We start from the raw sequence: 16,492 nt of genomic DNA on the forward strand, positions 1-16,492 counted from the left end.
TTGACCAGCAGATCCTGGCGGGTTAATTCTTCAGGTAGTCGAGGAGGGTTTGCTTTCCACCGACGTACTTGTAGAGAGAAATCGTCCCGTGGACCAGGTCGCCCTTCGAGTCGAACTGCGTCTGGCCGAGAACGCCCTCATAGTTCGTCGCTGGCATTGCGGCAAGAATCTTGTCCGGGGCCGTCGAACCCGCACGCTTCATCGCTTCGGCAATGACGTACACAGCGTCATAAGCGAATGGCGAGTTCAGGACAGGGTGTGTACCGAAGCGTTTTTCGTAGCGCTGCATGAAGGCCGGACCCTTCGGCATCTTCTCGAGCGGCGAGCCTGCGATGGAGCAGATCACGTCGTCGGCTGCGGCGCCGGCGAGTTTTGAAAGGTCGTCGGCGCACAGGCCGTCGCCTGCAAGAATCTTCTGCGTCATGCCGAGCTGCTTAGCCTGCTTCGCAAACGGGCCACCGGTCGCGTCGAGCCCGCCATACATGATCACGTCGGGATGCTCACCCTTGATTTTTGTAAGGATCGCGCGGAAGTCGGTGGCCTTATCGTTGGTCGCGTCGTGCGAAACCACTGAAAGGCCGTCTGCCTTCGCACGTTTCTCGAATTCATTGGCCAGACCCTGCCCGTATGCGGTGGCGTCGTCGACGATAGCGACCGTCCTGACTTTTAGCGTCCGCGTCGCGTAATCGGCGAGGGCCGGCCCTTGCTGGGCATCGGTTGCAACCACGCGGTATGCGGTCTTGAAGCCCTGTTGCGTGTACGCCGGATTCGTAGCGGAGGGCGAGACCTGCACGATACCGGCATCACGGTAGATCTTGGACGCCGGAATCGTCGTTCCCGAATTCATGTGACCGACTATCGCCACTGCCTTGTCGTCGACAAGCTTTTGTGCGACCTGCGTGGCTTGGCGCGGATCGCCAGCATCGTCTTCGGCGTCGAGAACCAGTACGACTTTCTTTCCGCCGACGACAAGCCCCTTTTCGTTGATTTCCTCGACCGCAAGCCTCGCGCCGTTCTCAGTGTCCTTGCCCAGATATGAAGCCGGACCGGTCAGAGGCGCGACTTCACCGATCTTCACGGTTTCGTCGGCATGCGCCACCCCGGCAGAAACGGAGACCAGGGCCCCCAGAATGCCAAAGGTCGTCGCACGGCGACCCAATATTGTGCTCTTGGTCATTGCATTACCTCATCGATAGTTATCTGCATCGAGGTCGATCCGCCGGATTGTCCCCGTCGCCTCCGTCCTGGTACCGCGCGGCATGTGGTCTGCGCTGGCGAGACAAATTTATGCGGACACAAACTAGCGGCATTGCACCGATTTGCCAGAAAACAGAAGAAATGCGACAGCGGCGATGCGTGTCGCGCGGTCCTATAATGGCGTCACACGATCATTCGCGCCGCCCATGGTTTCCTCCGACGTTCCCCCGGCCAAAGCGCCGCCGGCCCACAAACTGGTGGAGCGGCTTGATTCACTTTCCACGGCGCCCGACTCGCCCCAGGGGCGCGCCGGCGCGGAGCTCAACGTCGGAATCCTGCTATGGCCGCGCTTTCCGCTCCTGTCGCTCGGCGGGCTCTGCGACGCGTTACGTCACGCTGCCGATCGCAGCGATCAGAGTCGCCAGTTGCGCTGTCTCTGGACGACGATTGGCGTGCACGACACCACCGTCGAATCGAGCTGCGGAATCGCTGTTCCGGTGCAGGCGGCCTTTCCGGAAGTCGGGCAGTTCGACTACATCGTCGTCATCGGCGGCCTGCTGCCGCATCTCGATAAGGTGGACAGGCGTTACTGGGACTATCTGAGCGCCGCTGCACAAGCGGGCGTTCCGCTGGTCGGCATCTGCACCGGCAGCTTCGTCCTCGCCCATGCCGGACTCATGCAGGATCACGTCGCGTGCGTGCACAGCTTTCACTTCGACGACTATCGCGACAGGTTTCCCGGACTACGCGTCGTTACGCATGCCGACTACCTCATCGACGGGGATCGCATCACGTGTGCGGGCGGCATCTCGGTCATCGAGCTCGCTGCGCGGCTCGTCAATCTGCATTGCGGACCTGACCGCGCATCAAAGGTGATTCACCAGATGACCGTCAGCCGGCAGGCCGGCGCATCGTTCATCGAGCGCCGCCGCGCACTTGGCTACCTGTCGGTGGACGACGCAACCGTCCGCCATGCTGCGCTGCTCATGGAGGAAAACCTCGAAGCGCCGCTCAATATCGCGGTGATCGCGAAGATGATCGGCACTAGCGTGCGTCAGCTCGAGCGGGCGTTCATGGCCGAAATGAAGGTGTCGCCGAATGAGTTCTATCGCGGTATGCGGCTACGATACGCACGCTGGATGCTGCTGAACACCGGGCGCAAGGTCACGGACATCGCATACGAGTGCGGTTTCGCTGATTCCGCGCATTTCATCAGGGTCTTCCGCGAGACCTACGGCGTGACGCCGGGCAAGCTGCGCGGCTCGCGCACAGGTCCAAGCGGAGACTGAAGCTCGGCGACGGCGGCGATGCCATCATCGCGCCCCTGTCCGGCGGCGGTTCGTTGTCGCGTTTCTTCTATTTTTTTGCTCATCGGTGCAATCCCGCTGGTGTCGCCTGGCTCAACATCCTGTCTCATGTGAGTGGACCGTGAACCAGGGGAAACAAGCGACATGCAGATTGCCGTATTGGGTGCAGGTGTCATCGGTCTGTCGAGCGCCTATTATCTGAACCGGGCGGGACATCAGGTCATCGTCATCGACCGGCATGGTGAGGTGGCTACCGAAACCAGCTTCGGCAACGGTGGCCAGTTATCGTACAGCTACGTCGCGCCACTGGCCGGGCCGGGCGTATTGTCGAAGCTGCCGGCGTGGCTCACTCGGCGGGACTCGCCGGTGCGCTTTCGACCGTTCATGAGCGCGGAGCAGTGGCTCTGGTGCCTGAAATTCTTGTTCGCTTGCACGCAACGGTGTAGCAATCTCACCACGAGCGAACTGCTCTCGCTCTCGTTCGCGAGCCGTGCGCTCATGCACCAACTCCTGCGCGACGAACCCACGCTCGACTTCGACTTTCAGCACTCTGGAAAGCTCGTCCTGCACCGCGACGCTGCTGCGATGCAAGGCGCCATCGATCTGCTCGATTTTCAGCGCTCGCTCGGCTGCGAGCAGGAGGCGCTATCCGCCGACGAATGCGTCGCGCTCGAACCCGCGCTGGCTCATGTGCGCGAACGGATCGTCGGCGGCATCTATACGCGCAGCGAAGATACAGCCGATTGCCATCGCTTCAGCAAAGGTCTCGAAGCCATTTTGAGGGCGCGCGGCGTGCGGTTTTCGATGAATACGCGCATCGACGCACTGGAGGTCGCCAAAGGCGGACACATCGTGGCGCGCAGCTGTGGCGGGGCGCTCGAAGCGGACCATGTCGTCGTGGCTGCCGGGGCCGGCGCAACGCATCTGCTTCAGCCTTTGGGCCTTCACGTTCCTGTTTATCCGCTCAAGGGCTACAGCTTGACCTACCCGCTGAGACCGCAGTCGATCGCGCCGACGTTGAGTGTCACTGATTTCGCACGCAAAGTGGTCTATGCGCGTCTTGGTGACCGGTTGCGCGTGGCGGGCATGGCTGACTTCGACGGCTACTCCCTCAAGCTGGATCCGTCGCGCGTTGCCGCGCTACGTGCGGAGGTCGCCGCGCTGTTCCCTCAGGTTGTAGCCGATCACGCCGACGCGACCGAGTGGACCGGGCTGCGGCCCGCCACGCCTCGCGGCACACCGATTATCGGGCCCACGCGTTATCCGAATCTCTGGCTCAACATTGGGCATGGCGCGCTCGGTTTCACGTTGGCCGCCGGGTCGGCCGCGTTGCTCACGGGTTGGATCGACGGAAAGCCCGATCAGTCGTTGTCCAACTTTTTCTCGCTCGTTTAATGAGCCGTACAAGGTGTGACGCGCGGTTGTCCTCCCTCACAAATTCCTCGAATCGATACCGAATGAAAGACAAGCCCAATATTGTGGTCATCGGCACGGGCGGTACGATTGCCGGCCGCGGCGCAAGCGCCGTCGACACCTCCTCCTACGCGTGCTCCGTGCTGGCGATCGACGAAATCCTGTCAGCCATTCCGGAAGCGTCGTCGCTTGCGAACCTGAGCGCGGAACAGCTGCTGCAGAGCGGCTCGGAGAACTTCAACGAACAGCACCTGCTCATGATCGGGAAGCGGATATCCGAGGTACTCAAGAACGATACGGTAGACGGCGTCATTCTCACGCACGGCACCGACACCATTGAGGAGACCGCGTACTTTCTGCACCTGACGTTGAAGAGCGTGAAGCCCGTCGTCGTGGTCGGCTCCATGCGGCCGCCATCGGCGATGAGCTCCGACGCGTCGCTGAATCTATACGACGCGATCGCGGTAGCCACTCATCCGTCTTCGCATGGAAAAGGAACGCTCGTCGTCGCAAACCAGGAGATCCATACTGCTCGAGACGTCACGAAGACAAACAGCTTCAAGCTCGAGGCATTCGGCTCGCCCTACGGCGCGCTCGGTTATGTGATCCAAGGCAAGCCTCGCTACTACCGTACGCCATCGCGAGATCACACTGTTTCCACGCCGTGGTTTATCGACGACATCGAGGTGTTGCCGAAAGTCGTCGTCGTATATGCCTATGGCGCGCTTGAGAGTGAACTGGTCCGCGCCATTGCAGCGGATGCGAGCGGCCTTGTATTCGCTGGCACTGGCAATGGCAACATCGCCGAACATATGGTCGAGCCGCTGCGGGAGGCCGCGCGTGAGGGGCTGCACGTGGTGAGGGCCTCACGGACCGGGAGCGGCGTAGTGATCCGCAACGGCGCACAGCCTGACGACGATTATGACTGGATCGTCGTTGACGATCAGCCGCCTCAGAAGGCTCGCATTCTCTTGATGCTGGCGATGCTGACCAATCCGGACGAGCGCCGCGCGTTGCAGGCAGCCTTCTATCGCTTTTGACCCCTGCCAGGAAACACAATGTACATAGTGACCGACGATCAGGTCCGCCGCCTGATCACGATGAGCGACGCCATTGAAGCGCTGCGCTTCGCGCTTGCTGAACAAGGCAGGCGAAGAGCGAAGATCCAGCCACGCGTACGGACGCTCGGCGAAGACGTGTCGTTGAGCACCATGGGAGCAATCTTGCCCGGCGCTGGTGTGTGCGGCGCGAAGGTATATTCGACGCACAAGGGGGTTTTCGACTTCGTGATTCCCTTGTTCTCCACACATGACGGAAGGTTGCTCTCCATCATCCATGGCGGAGCGCTCACGGAATATCGCACAGCGGCGGTGACCCGCATTGCGTTTGACGCATTCGGCTGCGCCGACGCGAAGGTGCTCGCGATATTCGGAACCGGCGTGCAGGCCAGAGCGCACATCCGGGCTCTCGTCGAGAAATCGGGCATCGAGCGCGTGCTGATTGTCGGCAGCGAGGGCGTGCAGGAAACGGTTGCGCAAATGCAGACACGCTACGCTGGCGTATGCTTCGAGGCGTCCACGGCCGAAACGGCGGTGCAGGCAGCCGACGTCGTTGTCACTGCTACGCGCAGCACCATCCCGCTCTTCGACGGTGCCAACCTCAAGCCGGGAACCTTCGTCGCAGCGATCGGCTCCAGCAAGCCGAGCGCGCGCGAAATCGACGACACGACGCTTTCTCGAGCCGGCATGATCGTCGTCGAATCGCTCGCGCAGGCAGAGGAAGAGGCGGGGGACCTACTGATGGCGGCGCCGGGGGTGGTTGACTGGAGCAACATTGTGGAGCTCGGCGACGTCATCGCCAATGGCTATGTCCAGGAGCGACCGCGTGGCGAAATAACAGTCTTCAAATCCCTGGGGATCGCGCTTGCCGATGTTGCGCTCGGCGAGTTAGTCACGCGCAGGGCTATGGCAGCGCCGGAATGTGGGGGGGCGGTTCTTTGACGGGACCAGACGTCCAGATGTCCCGGTCGTGTGGCGCGCAACATGGAGCGCCACCGTACCGACGCCAAATGCTGGGCGTGCGAGTATGCAATCTGATAGAACGACGTGCGTGGCTACGATGGGAAAGGTCGCCTTCAACACGCTAACCCTCGTTACGGCGTTGGGCGCTGGACTGCCTCCGGTGCTCTGCGATGCCCATGCGCTCGATCCGCAACTCGACTGTAAATCGAATGCGCACGAGTTCATCGCCGCGCTTGTGGGCGACAAGGCCATCGAGGCGAAGCCCATGCGCATTGAGCCGAACTCGGTCAACGCGTTTCGGCCAGTGCACGGCAGTAATTTGACGGCATTCGGCTTTCGCGTCTATGCGGTCTTCGGGTACGAACCGAACGATGCGATGTTCAAACAGGGAAGTGGCCATCCGGCTACGGCGTCATCGTACGGCGTGGTAGTAACCGGCCCTGCCGAGTCGGTCGAGGCGCGCGTTCGCCAAGCGGGCAGCGACGCCATTATTCATGAAGTGGTTCCCCTCTTGATTACAGCTGTGTTATGCGAAGGGAATTGAGTCGCGGGCGTGGTTCAGGCATGGCGGGTCAGGGTGTTCGCGCAGTGGCTGCACGATATCTCTTTGCCCCGCAATCTCGATCCGGCTATGGGTTGCTGCTGCAACGAGCCTTCGTTCGGGCTGATCTCGTCAGACGATAAAAGTTTAGGCGCCCGTCGAGTTCGCCAATGCGCCTGGCACTTCAAGCGGACGGCTTGCGCCATACGCTGGCGAGCCAAGGCTGTTGCTCGCGCGGCAAGCCGGCGGGCCGGTAATAGTGCTCGAGTTCGACAAATCCCGCATCCACCATGTATCGCCGCCATGCTTCGAGATCATGGAACGCGCCATAGCGGCCGTAGCTCCAGCCTTCCTGATTCGCGCCGCGCGGATTGGAGCTGAATAGCACGCCGCCATGCTTTAGCGTCGAGTGCAATTGCCGCAGCACGCGCGCCAAAGCTTGACTCGGAACATGGAACAGGCTGGCGTTGGCGAAAACGCCGTCAAAGTGTGCAACTGGCAAGTCGAGGTGCAGAAAATCCTGATGCCACACTTCGCAGCCGGTCTCCGCGCGTGCCATCGCGACGAAGCGTTCGGCACCATCGAGGCCGACTGCGCGATGTCCCAGCGAAGTGAACGCCTTGAGATCCCGCCCCGGCCCGCAGCCAAAATCGAGGATCGCAAAAGGCGGCTCGCTGACGATATGACGCAAAAGAGCGTTGATGTTCTGCGTGACGTCGTGGTCGCTCGTGCCTTCGCGGAAATCTTCCGCATGCGCGTTATAGTGCTGCAGCGTAGCGGTGCTGATCCGTTCGAGGTCGCCAGCGGTGAGTGTCATGGGAAGAGGTCTCCAATGCCTAGCACGTCGTCACCCTCATTCGACGTCGGGCAGATCGGGGCCGAGTTCTGCCTCGATCTCGTCGATCGACGGCAAGCCTGCTTCGAGCGGCTCCGGAACCTGACGGAGAAGCTGGTATTCCGCGACGCCCATCGGATTGGTCATCCCGCGCAGTGCGTATTCTGCAACCAGCCGGTTCTTCTCTCGACATAAGAGCAAGCCGATCGTCGGCTGATCGTCGGGCCCCTTCAGCTCTGCGTCGACCGCAGACAGATAAAAGTTGAGTTGGCCAGCGTATTCGGGACGGAAGGACGTCGCCTTCAATTCGACCACAACGTAGCTGCGTAGCTTCAAGTGATAGAACAACAAGTCGATGAAAAATTCGTCGCCACCGACGACAAGCCGATACTGGCGACCAACGAACGCGAAGCCGGCACCCAGCTCGAGCAGAAAACGCGTGATGTGACGCGTTAGCGCGGTTTCGATATGGCGTTCCTGTGCGTCTTCCGTCAGCCCCAGAAAATCGAACACGTACGGATCCTTCAATGCTTCGCGCGCCAGATCGGATTGCGGTGGAGGGAGTCGCACATCAAAATTGGTGATCGCGGCACCGGCACGCGAATAAGCGTGGGTATCGATCTGCATCGCAAGCACGTTGCGCGACCAGCCGTGCTCGAGCGATTGTGCCGCGTACCAATTGCGTGCGCCCGGCTCCTTGAGCTTGTCTAGCAAGGTCACGATATGAGACCAAGGCAATTGTGCAACGGCCTGTTGCACAATTGCGGGCGTCGGCCATGCTTGCGCCAACGCCCGCATGTACTTGAGGTTGCGTGGTGAAAACCCTTGCATGTCGGGAAAAGCCGCCTTTAGATCCCGTGCAAGCCGGTCGATGACCTTCGCGCCCCAGCCCTGGCGTTGTTGTCGGTCCAAGATATCGTGCCCGATCTGCCAGTACAGAGTGACGAGTTCGCGATTCGCGCTTGCCGCTGCGCGCTGACGTGCGAGTTCAACCCGCTGCTTAAGCTCGGTTAACCAGTGTCGGTAATCGTCGTCGCCCCATGGGCTTAGAGAATCGGTCATGCAGCCATCCGTGCGAGCAGCGTTAGTCAACAGGTGGGGGCATTATCCCGGGCGAGACCGGTCGGGACAACGGTCCGGGCAAGACTGGGGCCCGCTGCCTGTGCGCGAGGTCGGCGACATCGACCGGCTGAGTTGGTGAGGTCATTCACGCGGTTCCGATAACTCGTGTTCCGAAAGTCCGCGAGTGTCTTGTCTTTGCCGGCGGATCGATAGTTCATCCGCCAGTACTTCGCGCCGGATTCGTCGAGTTGGAGATTCATACGCCCACCGTCCGCCTACCCGTTCCGCCCGGGTTATACCGCGCGGTTCTAACTTGAGCGTCGGTGAGCGGCATGGTGGTATCTCTTATCGGAGAAGGGCGGCAGCGTCGCAGATACCACCAAAAATACCACCGTATACAACTGGCTGTCTAAGGACCAAGCCGGTCCAAAAAGCAATAACAACCCCCGGAGAACCTTGACCTAGCTGGGTTCTTCCGAACCCATCGGCACAAGCCGGAACATTCTATGGTGCCCGGGACCGGACTCGTCTACCCTTTGTTTGCAAGGCTTCGAGGATTTCGTGTGCACATTATGTGCGGGACGCGAGCAATTTATCGACCGCCTCGATTGGAATCAGGCCTGCGGCGTTCAGGCGAATTTTGTTCTCTAGCAGTATCCGCCGTACCGTGGGGCGGCTGCGCCCAAGCATAGCAGCTGCTTGGGTAATGTTGACATGTAGCGGCCTGGGGTGACGTGCTGCGTAGATCGCAACCGCTTTGACCGCCATGTCGATAGCTTCCTGTTCTGTCATGTACTCCAGTTGATTGAGACTAATGTCTACCCAGTCCTAGTCTTGCTCGACGCCGTTCGTAGTAGGGTAAACTCACCCGTGACCCACGCCTCATAGCCTTGCACATCTATAAGTTGCCGGCCGTCCGGTGCGGTAAGCCAAACTGAACCCTCGGGCCATACACCCCTGCAAATCTTCGTCCGGATGGCGTTCTCGGTGTAGCCCGACTCCGAGGCGAATTTTTTGATAGTGAGATAGCGAATTGACATGGTTCGATACGTTGGGGGTTCAGCTACGCGGCCGACGTGATCGCCTTCTGCGCTGGTGATCCGATCCAGTTCTTCGCGCTCTTGATCTTCTCCTGAATCACATTCTTCGAACGCGCCTGCGAAATAACCTCTCCTGTCTTCTCGTCCCTGCGCGCGTCCCATTCCCCTGGAATGTGGATGCTGTCCCACATTTCCTTATCGGCGATATCCCAGATAAACGCCTTGAGTTCTGTGATTGCAGGCGCTACCTCGATAACTACCGGCTGGCCCGATACAGGGTCCTGGACCGTGGTACCGCGCACGTTGTAGCCGTTCGGCCCTTTGAGGTTCGCGTAGACCTGCTTACCGTCCTTGCTCTCATTGTGGAACACCTCGACGATAAACGGATTGCCCAGCAATTCGGCCATGTGCGTAGCCTTGCACTCACTGTTCATCGCCGCGAACAGCTTGTAGAACGACGAGTACGGGTCCATGCTGAGCGTTTCCATTACGGTGATACGGTGAGGTATTACCGACCCGTCGTGATTGCTGGTCGGTTCGTGATTCGGGCCGCTCAGTTCAAAGATTAACCATATCTTTTCCCGCTCGTGCTTCTTTCCTTCGAACTCCTCCTCATGCGGTCCAAGCTCGAAGTAACCCACGAATCGCGCGAAGGCAGTGCCCATAGCTGGCGGAGTGTAGCCGCCCGACGGTAGCGGATTACGCATGTCCGGAAGCTGTCCGCCTCGCACCGCCCTTTGGATTCTCTGTCGAAAGTGCTTGTCCATGTTCGATTGCTGTTAGAACGGAGCTAACAGCTTACCAGGACGGTGTACGATATGCCCTGCCGTTGCTGCGGTGGCACTAATCAAAGATACGGGGTGCAAGAATGCCAGGGGAATGGATATCCGCTTTGTCAGGGCTTGGTGGGGCGCTTATAGGTGGCTTGTGCACCCTCGTCGGCGTGCTAATGCAAGTCAAGGCGGGAGATGTTGCACAAACGCGCAGCGAGGATATACAAGTAAAAGCGATACTACAAGCGCTGCACGACGAGCTAGTCACTCTGTATAAGGTGTACCGGTCGACGATTGGCGATCAGATTGCCGCACACCCATCTGGACAGCCATTCCTCTTCCATTGGCCGCTATCTTCTGAGTACTTCTCGATCTACCACGGTAACGCCGTTTTCATAGGTCGATTGAATGATAATGCTCTTAGGAAATCCATAATTCAAGCATACACATACGCGAAGTCGCTCATTGATTCGGTTGGATTCAATAACACCCTGATAGGAAAATTGGAGCAATCTTTCTTTGTAAAATCTCAGGCGCCAACCGATGTAAACGAGCAGATGTACGAATGGCATCGTCAACAACTCACGCGGTATTCGGATGAACTGAAAGTGAGTCACGAATTGCTAGTTCGCGGTATCGAGGATACGCTGCGGCGCCTCCGCAAGGCAGGCGTGCTTAGTGAGCATAACCGCTAGCCGCGCCATCTGCCTTTGCTGCTCTGTGGCCGTGGCAAGGCCGGTGTGAATACTGTTGCTCGCAGCTACTGTTCTATTAAGGGTTGCGTGGACATGATCGGTGTATGATGTGCGAGGCGGACCTATAAAGTCGTACCCGCCTCCGCCATGGCGAAACGTAGGATGGGCTGCCGATGCGGGGTTTCCGGTTCTCCCGGCACAACAAAACCGGCCTGATATTAAACACGCGGGGGCATAATGCCTGATATCACAACCATCGCTACCGTTTTGAATAGTCTAAAGACGGCGACCGATATCGCCAAATTTCTTCGTGAAAGCGATTTTTCTATAGAAAGAGCGGAGCTGAAACTCAAACTAGCCGAACTCATCGGCGCTCTCGCAGAAACCAAGATAGAACTCGCCGAGTTACAAGAGACGATTTCTGCAAAAGACAAACGCATAACCGAGCTTGAGGACGCGTTTCAGTCCAGGGATGCGCTTGTACGCTACCGTGACGCGATGTACGCGAAGGATGCAAGCGATGAGCCTATGGGCGTGGCGTACTGCCTGCGTTGCTGGGAAACCGATCACAAGCAAAGACAACTGGTTGCTGCGAGCGGTTCAATTAGAAATGAGAACATTTGCACTGCGTGTGGTCAGAAGTACGATGGCGGTGCGAGTTATGAAATCCCGAAAAAGCGACAATAACGGAATTCGCAGCCATGAATCTTACAATCTGTACAGCAATTAACGGCCGGAGAACGCTCGAACTTCGCTACCACGGATATTCGCGGACAGTGGAGCCTTATGCGTATGGACGAGACAAACAGGGCGCCGAGGTCCTCCGATGCTACCAACAATCGGGAGGTAGCGCGGGCGGGCAGGCGACCGGGTGGAAACTTCTGAAAGTGGCCGACGTTTTTGCAGTGCATGAGGGCATGCAAAGTTTTTCGCTGCGCGCTGAGTATCACCGAGGCGATAAGGCTATAATTTTTCTGTTTTGTCAAGCGTGAAGGTGGAAGTGTAAAAACTTTGCCCATACCAAATTAGTTCAAATCTGAAGCTTTACCGCCAACGGGTGCGCCATGGCAAAGCCACGAATATTTTTAAGTTCGACCTATTATGATCTCTATCAGTCGCGCGAAGATATCGAGCGCTTTGTTCGTTCGCTCGGCTACGACTGCGTGCGCCATGAAACGGGCGCCATCCCTTACGCTAGGGACTCTCGGCTGGAGACGTCTGCATACAGAGAGGTCGATACCTGCGATATATTCGTCACGATCATCGGGGGTAAGTTCGGCTCGGAGTCCAAGGAGTACGATGGTAGCTCTATAACCCAGAGCGAAATTACCCGTGCGTTGGAGCGGGGTATCCAGGTTTACATTTTTGTTGAGCAGAATACGCTCACTGAATATCAGACATGGAAGATAAACAAGGAATCATCTGCAATGAAATTTAGATATGCCGATGATGTTAGAATATACTCGTTTCTCGATAGGCTGCACGGTTTGCCGCAAAACAATCCGATTGCCGGCTTTAAGACAATGGTGGATGTTACCTCATTTCTTCAAGAGCAGTGGGCTGGCCTTTTTCAACGATATTTGAGTCAACAGCAGCGGATGACCGAGGTGTCTGTTCTTGAAGATATGAAATCGGTGGCGAGCACACTCCGCGAAATGGTCGATTTCCTGTCTCGCTCAAATCAAGACAAGGATGAGGCACTTAATACGATACTATTCACGAATCATCCAATTTTCTCGCGGCTTGCTGATCTGACCGGTACTCAATATCGAATATATTTCACGAATCACGATGAAATGGTTGCTTGGCTCAAGGCTAGGCAATTTAAACCGGGAAACCGGGAAATTTACGCCTCCGACAGCGTTGAGGAATGGGTGCATGATAAACTGGGTTGGATCGAGTTTAAGCGGGAGTTTTTTAAACCTACTGGCGAATTAATTCCTATTTCCCAGGCCGAGTGGGATGAGTCGTGGGTAGCGTTGACGAAGCCACGGAAGGATGACGATGACATACCTTTCTAGCGGTCCGGAAAAAGCACGTCGAAAAGCGTTCCGGCTCGATTGCCTGTAACCCACCTTGCTCACTTTGTGAATCGAGACTACAGGTTACGTTCCTCGATGCTGTAACTTTGCTCGAAGCGTTGGTCTACTGATGCCAAGATACTCGGCCGCAAGCGCCTGATTACCGCCCGCATGCTCGAGCATCATTTCGAGTACGGGACGCTCCACTGCATCGATCACCATGCGAAGCACGTCCTTCGGCGGTTCATCATCGAGTGCGTCGAGATACAGCCCAAGCCGGTACCGAACGGCTTGTTCAATGGTTGGAAAAGTCATGGTCTCCCGTGGCAAGTTTTTTTACAACGAAGCAGGAATCGAGAAAAGGGACGGACCGCTGGGCCTTATGTCACCGTGCCCACTTTTTGAGCACCGCCCCGCAAACCCTCGTCGCGCCGTGGTCCCCTATAAGCTCCCGACCAGCATATAGATATCTATCGAAAGTACCGAAAGCTATTGCGAGCGAAAGCGGGCGAGGCCGCAGGCCGAGTGCAATGGATCAATACGGAATGCTCTCCGATAGCTCCTCGTACGCATGCAGCTTTCGATACCTAGCTAACGCGGATAGATGCCGAGCATGGGCCAGCACATGCGGCGTATGCTTGGCCCGCCGAAGTCGGCTAAGTCGCTCTGCTGCTATCGCAACCGACATACGCAGTATCTTTTCATGCAGTCTCGGATTCGACTGCTTCAACGTCGTTGACTTACCTTCGGCGAAGTCGTTGATATGGAACATCAAGGCTAGCTCCTCGTTACTGACCATTTCCGTATCGATCAATGGCGGGTGCTCGTCCCTCGCTATGTATGACCTCGATCCGGATGTGATTATCCGAAGATCGTTCCCGTACTTCCTCGCTGCGCGTCCTAGCGATAGCCCCTCGAATACTGCTCGCGCTCGTATCAGCTTATCGGTTGCGAGGTTGTAACCGCTCCGGCCTACAGCCTTGCTCGCGTTCGCTCGCTGGCCGGGCCGTCGCCTAGTTACCATCCATCGGGGATACCGTCCAAGCCCACCCGACGCTTTACCTTGTAGCCGTTATCCTTGTTCGTCTTATCGACGTGGCAGCTATCGCAGAGCAATTGCAGGTTGCTATCGTCGTTGCTTCCGCCTTGATCTAGCGGTTTGATATGGTCTACTTCTCCGGTCCGAACTGCGGTACCACAAGAGCGGCATAGGTAACCGTCTCGCTGTCGGATACGTTGAATGGTATCCATCCATTGTCTACCGAGGATACGTTTATCCCGGTTACCGCTGTAACGCGTAGGCTTAGCAGTGGCCTTCGTAGCGGGCTTGCTGGCTACGCAGTACGGACACTTCCATTCCAGGCCTTGCGGCTGCCATTGCGGGTGTTTGCCGCATTCACTCAATGTGGTTCGTCCTTTATCGATAACCGATGATAGGTACCTGTCTCATAGAAGCCCGCCTACGGCCTTCTTCTCCTGCGGGCATGCGCAGGCATTGGCGAGTAGCTGAGAGCGGCGTAGCGAGGCGATACGGCAGCCCGCTGGGGTGCTGCAGAGGGCGGGGGTAGGTCAAAGTGCGAGGGTCAAACGACCGGAATCCGACCGGTCTCCCTTGTGTTATCGCAAGAAGTCGAAATAAAACTTTTTGCCGCGACGAAAGGGCGGGAAACCCTTGATATATAAGGAATCTGGCCGAAAAATTACTATGCAAATACGAGCACCTATTCGCCCCCCTGGGTCGTCGATGGTTACAGCATACCGAACTGCTGGAGCCGCTCCCTTATCGGTTGTACATGGTCCGCCTGCTCCGTTAGGTCTCTACGGAATCGCTCTTGATGGCACTCCGGTAAGTCCTCGGCGACGATGCCATATGCGGCCCAAACAGCCGCGAGCCCCGGCATTAAATCCGCCATCTCTGCGTAGCGGTCGGCTTGCTGGTCAAGGATCGCCTGCGCCTTTTGGCTACGCCGAATCTTGACGCCTGCGGCTTCGCTGCGTTTAACCGAGCGACGATCAATTCCTAGTTCGTTGCGCAGCCTGCGGACGCTGGTTTCGGCCTTATCGACGGCGACAAGCTCCGGACTACGCTTAGAACCCGTTCCCGTGGTCACTGCTACCGGGGCGTTGCGGGCCGCTCGCTGAGTACGGCGCAGCAGCGTCTCCGCGCTGATAAGCTCGTTGATTCGGGGATCGTCCCGGTGCAAAGCCGGGTTCAGCAGCAGAATCTCGTGGATTCGATCCGCCTTACTTCGTCGTGCTATGTCGTTCTCCTCAATTGCTCAATAAACGCCAATAATCAAGGTGCCAGCGGCGTACTCGTCGAAATTGTTCTGCTTGGCCGTGTAAGTCCATGTCAATGTGTCTCCTGAAAAGCTAAAGCTAGGACTCATAATGCCGCCGTAGCCGTAGCTGAGGTGAAAGGACTTGTCTCGCTGGTACGCCCAGAAAACAGTACCGGCGGTTAGGCGAGAGTCGCTGAAACTGTCGCTCTGCCCGCCAGTTAGTGTACGGATGCCTATAACGCGAGAGCAGCGCTGCGTGGCGTCCAGGATGATCTGACCGCTTGAGTTCCATATCTGGAGGCCCGCAGTCATCTCGTGCGCATCCCGGCTTCGGTTTCGTGCAGACGCTGCGCAATATCGCTGATTTCTAGCGAGTGTCGAGCATCGCGCAGCAGCCGTGCTTCGTCGTCTGGCCGACGACGCTTGAGTTCTCGGATACGAGCCCATTCGGCCAGTGCGTTGCGTGCGTCCGCGATGGAACCTTGTGCGACCATGAGCAAATATCCGAGGCGGCCTACAGCACAGTCTGCGGCGCGGCTAACGCGTTCGTCCATTTCGGCGGCGGACTTCGCTCGAACGTTGCCTAGATTGCGCCCATAGCAGCGCTCTAGCACATCGATACGGAGGGCGTCCGGGTTCTTGGCTAGACGCTTTCTCCCAGCTACAAGGTCCGTTCGAATGCCGAGAGTGCGTGCCGCTGCGAGTAGCTGCGCGCGGCTCATTGAAGCTCCCCCGTCTGGTCGAAGCAGCATACCAATTCGCCGATATATTGGGCTGGTACGTCGAGGCGCTTAGCGATCAGCACCAAGCTCGCGTACAAGTCCGAATGCAGGGCCACTGAAAACGCACGGTTCAGGGAAGCACCACTAACGCTGAATTTCGGATCTGTCGTGCGCGCCGTCCGTGCGAGGAGACGAGCCTTTCGCTTGAATGCTTGGCTTGCAGCGATGCCCGTCGCGTTCGAGTCTCGGTACAGTCGGCGCAACGCGGCCTTGCTGATCCGAAAGCGAATATCTTCGTTCATTCGCGCTCGGCGTCCGCGAGTTGCAGACCGATAAGGCGATGCTGCGCCTTGGCACTGATGGCTGAGTAATCGTCAATCATTCCCCGGAGGCGTGTGCATTCCGCGTCCAAAGTAGCCACGAGGGCGGTAAGCTCGGGCTCTGTGAGGCGTTCATCGATTGTCAAAGCGCCGGATACTGCTTGTTCTGTCATTAATTCGGAGTCCTAATTTATATGCGGCGATTTCCCGCCGCGTTACTCTCATTGCGCGACCGTCGAAAGATGCTCGACGATAGCTTGCTG

19 protein-coding genes are annotated in these 16,492 nt (G+C 57.8%); 8 read left to right on the top strand and 11 right to left on the bottom strand.

Annotated features, from left to right (window positions below; genetic code table 11):
* Window positions 1-22: 22 nt before the first annotated feature.
* A complete protein-coding gene (locus tag ACO1XS_RS20550) occupies window positions 23-1,177 on the bottom strand; it encodes a branched-chain amino acid ABC transporter substrate-binding protein (RefSeq protein ID WP_331573476.1) in 1,155 nt (384 codons plus the stop codon).
* 226 nt (window positions 1,178-1,403) lie between these two features.
* Between ACO1XS_RS20550 and ACO1XS_RS20555 the strand changes: the two genes are divergently transcribed.
* From ACO1XS_RS20555 to ACO1XS_RS20575, 5 genes are all read left to right on the top strand, one after another.
* On the top strand, window positions 1,404-2,486 hold the full coding sequence (locus tag ACO1XS_RS20555; protein WP_486391572.1) for a GlxA family transcriptional regulator: 1,083 nt from the start codon (window positions 1,404-1,406) through the stop codon (window positions 2,484-2,486).
* A gap of 162 nt (window positions 2,487-2,648) precedes the next feature.
* Entirely contained in the window at window positions 2,649-3,899 is a 1,251-nt protein-coding gene (locus ACO1XS_RS20560) for a D-amino acid dehydrogenase (RefSeq protein WP_486391573.1), read from the top strand.
* A complete protein-coding gene (locus ACO1XS_RS20565; protein ID WP_486391574.1) occupies window positions 3,899-4,957 on the top strand; it encodes an asparaginase in 1,059 nt (352 codons plus the stop codon). The genes ACO1XS_RS20560 and ACO1XS_RS20565 overlap by 1 nt, the downstream gene beginning before the upstream one ends.
* Window positions 4,958-4,975: 18 nt before the next feature.
* Window positions 4,976-5,917 (top strand): ornithine cyclodeaminase family protein, encoded by a 942-nt coding sequence (locus ACO1XS_RS20570; RefSeq protein ID WP_331573482.1) that lies wholly within the window; start codon window positions 4,976-4,978, stop codon window positions 5,915-5,917.
* Window positions 5,918-6,035: 118 nt separating this feature from the next.
* Window positions 6,036-6,482, top strand: a complete 447-nt coding sequence (locus ACO1XS_RS20575) for a hypothetical protein (RefSeq protein WP_331573488.1) — start codon at window positions 6,036-6,038, stop codon at window positions 6,480-6,482.
* A gap of 181 nt (window positions 6,483-6,663) precedes the next feature.
* On the opposite strand, the gene ACO1XS_RS20580 is transcribed toward ACO1XS_RS20575, so the two are convergent.
* The 4 genes from ACO1XS_RS20580 to ACO1XS_RS20595 form a co-directional block, all read right to left on the bottom strand.
* Window positions 6,664-7,296: a class I SAM-dependent methyltransferase gene (locus ACO1XS_RS20580; protein WP_486391575.1), complete on the bottom strand. Its 633-nt coding sequence runs from the start codon at window positions 7,294-7,296 to the stop codon at window positions 6,664-6,666.
* 36 nt (window positions 7,297-7,332) lie between these two features.
* Entirely contained in the window at window positions 7,333-8,376 is a 1,044-nt protein-coding gene (locus tag ACO1XS_RS20585) for a PDDEXK nuclease domain-containing protein (RefSeq protein ID WP_486391576.1), read from the bottom strand.
* A gap of 570 nt (window positions 8,377-8,946) precedes the next feature.
* On the bottom strand, window positions 8,947-9,168 hold the full coding sequence (locus tag ACO1XS_RS20590; RefSeq protein ID WP_486391577.1) for a DNA-binding protein: 222 nt from the start codon (window positions 9,166-9,168) through the stop codon (window positions 8,947-8,949).
* A 271-nt stretch (window positions 9,169-9,439) separates the two neighbouring features.
* A complete protein-coding gene (locus tag ACO1XS_RS20595) occupies window positions 9,440-10,183 on the bottom strand; it encodes a hypothetical protein (protein WP_486391578.1) in 744 nt (247 codons plus the stop codon).
* Between the two features lie 182 nt (window positions 10,184-10,365).
* On the opposite strand from ACO1XS_RS20595, the gene ACO1XS_RS20600 reads away from it, so the two are divergent.
* From ACO1XS_RS20600 to ACO1XS_RS20610, 3 genes are all read left to right on the top strand, one after another.
* The gene (locus tag ACO1XS_RS20600) at window positions 10,366-10,884 is read left to right on the top strand and encodes a hypothetical protein (protein ID WP_486391579.1); all 519 of its coding nucleotides are present in this window, start codon (window positions 10,366-10,368) and stop codon (window positions 10,882-10,884) included.
* 237 nt (window positions 10,885-11,121) lie between these two features.
* Complete coding sequence (locus tag ACO1XS_RS20605; RefSeq protein ID WP_486391580.1) at window positions 11,122-11,571, top strand: hypothetical protein; 450 nt, start codon at window positions 11,122-11,124, stop codon at window positions 11,569-11,571.
* Between the two features lie 377 nt (window positions 11,572-11,948).
* Window positions 11,949-12,905 carry a DUF4062 domain-containing protein gene (locus ACO1XS_RS20610; RefSeq protein WP_486391581.1) on the top strand — a complete coding sequence of 319 codons (957 nt, stop codon included), beginning with the start codon at window positions 11,949-11,951 and terminating at the stop codon, window positions 12,903-12,905.
* Between the two features lie 84 nt (window positions 12,906-12,989).
* Here ACO1XS_RS20610 and ACO1XS_RS20615 read toward each other — a convergent pair whose 3' ends face one another.
* The 6 genes from ACO1XS_RS20615 to ACO1XS_RS20640 all read right to left on the bottom strand — a co-directional run bounded on the left by ACO1XS_RS20615 (window position 12,990) and on the right by ACO1XS_RS20640 (window position 16,402).
* Window positions 12,990-13,220, bottom strand: coding sequence for a helix-turn-helix domain-containing protein (locus ACO1XS_RS20615; protein WP_486391582.1), 231 nt, complete (start codon window positions 13,218-13,220; stop codon window positions 12,990-12,992).
* Window positions 13,221-13,922: 702 nt separating this feature from the next.
* The gene (locus tag ACO1XS_RS20620; RefSeq protein ID WP_486391583.1) at window positions 13,923-14,156 is read right to left on the bottom strand and encodes an HNH endonuclease; all 234 of its coding nucleotides are present in this window, start codon (window positions 14,154-14,156) and stop codon (window positions 13,923-13,925) included.
* Between the two features lie 497 nt (window positions 14,157-14,653).
* Entirely contained in the window at window positions 14,654-15,109 is a 456-nt protein-coding gene (locus ACO1XS_RS20625) for a hypothetical protein (RefSeq protein WP_486391584.1), read from the bottom strand.
* A 386-nt stretch (window positions 15,110-15,495) separates the two neighbouring features.
* Window positions 15,496-15,909: a hypothetical protein gene (locus ACO1XS_RS20630; protein ID WP_486391585.1), complete on the bottom strand. Its 414-nt coding sequence runs from the start codon at window positions 15,907-15,909 to the stop codon at window positions 15,496-15,498.
* Window positions 15,906-16,211 carry a hypothetical protein gene (locus tag ACO1XS_RS20635; RefSeq protein ID WP_486391586.1) on the bottom strand — a complete coding sequence of 102 codons (306 nt, stop codon included), beginning with the start codon at window positions 16,209-16,211 and terminating at the stop codon, window positions 15,906-15,908. The genes ACO1XS_RS20630 and ACO1XS_RS20635 overlap by 4 nt, the downstream gene beginning before the upstream one ends.
* Complete coding sequence (locus ACO1XS_RS20640; RefSeq protein WP_486391587.1) at window positions 16,208-16,402, bottom strand: hypothetical protein; 195 nt, start codon at window positions 16,400-16,402, stop codon at window positions 16,208-16,210. The genes ACO1XS_RS20635 and ACO1XS_RS20640 overlap by 4 nt, the downstream gene beginning before the upstream one ends.
* Window positions 16,403-16,492: the final 90 nt, after the last annotated feature.

The sequence above is a fragment of the Trinickia sp. genome (assembly GCF_057351765.1).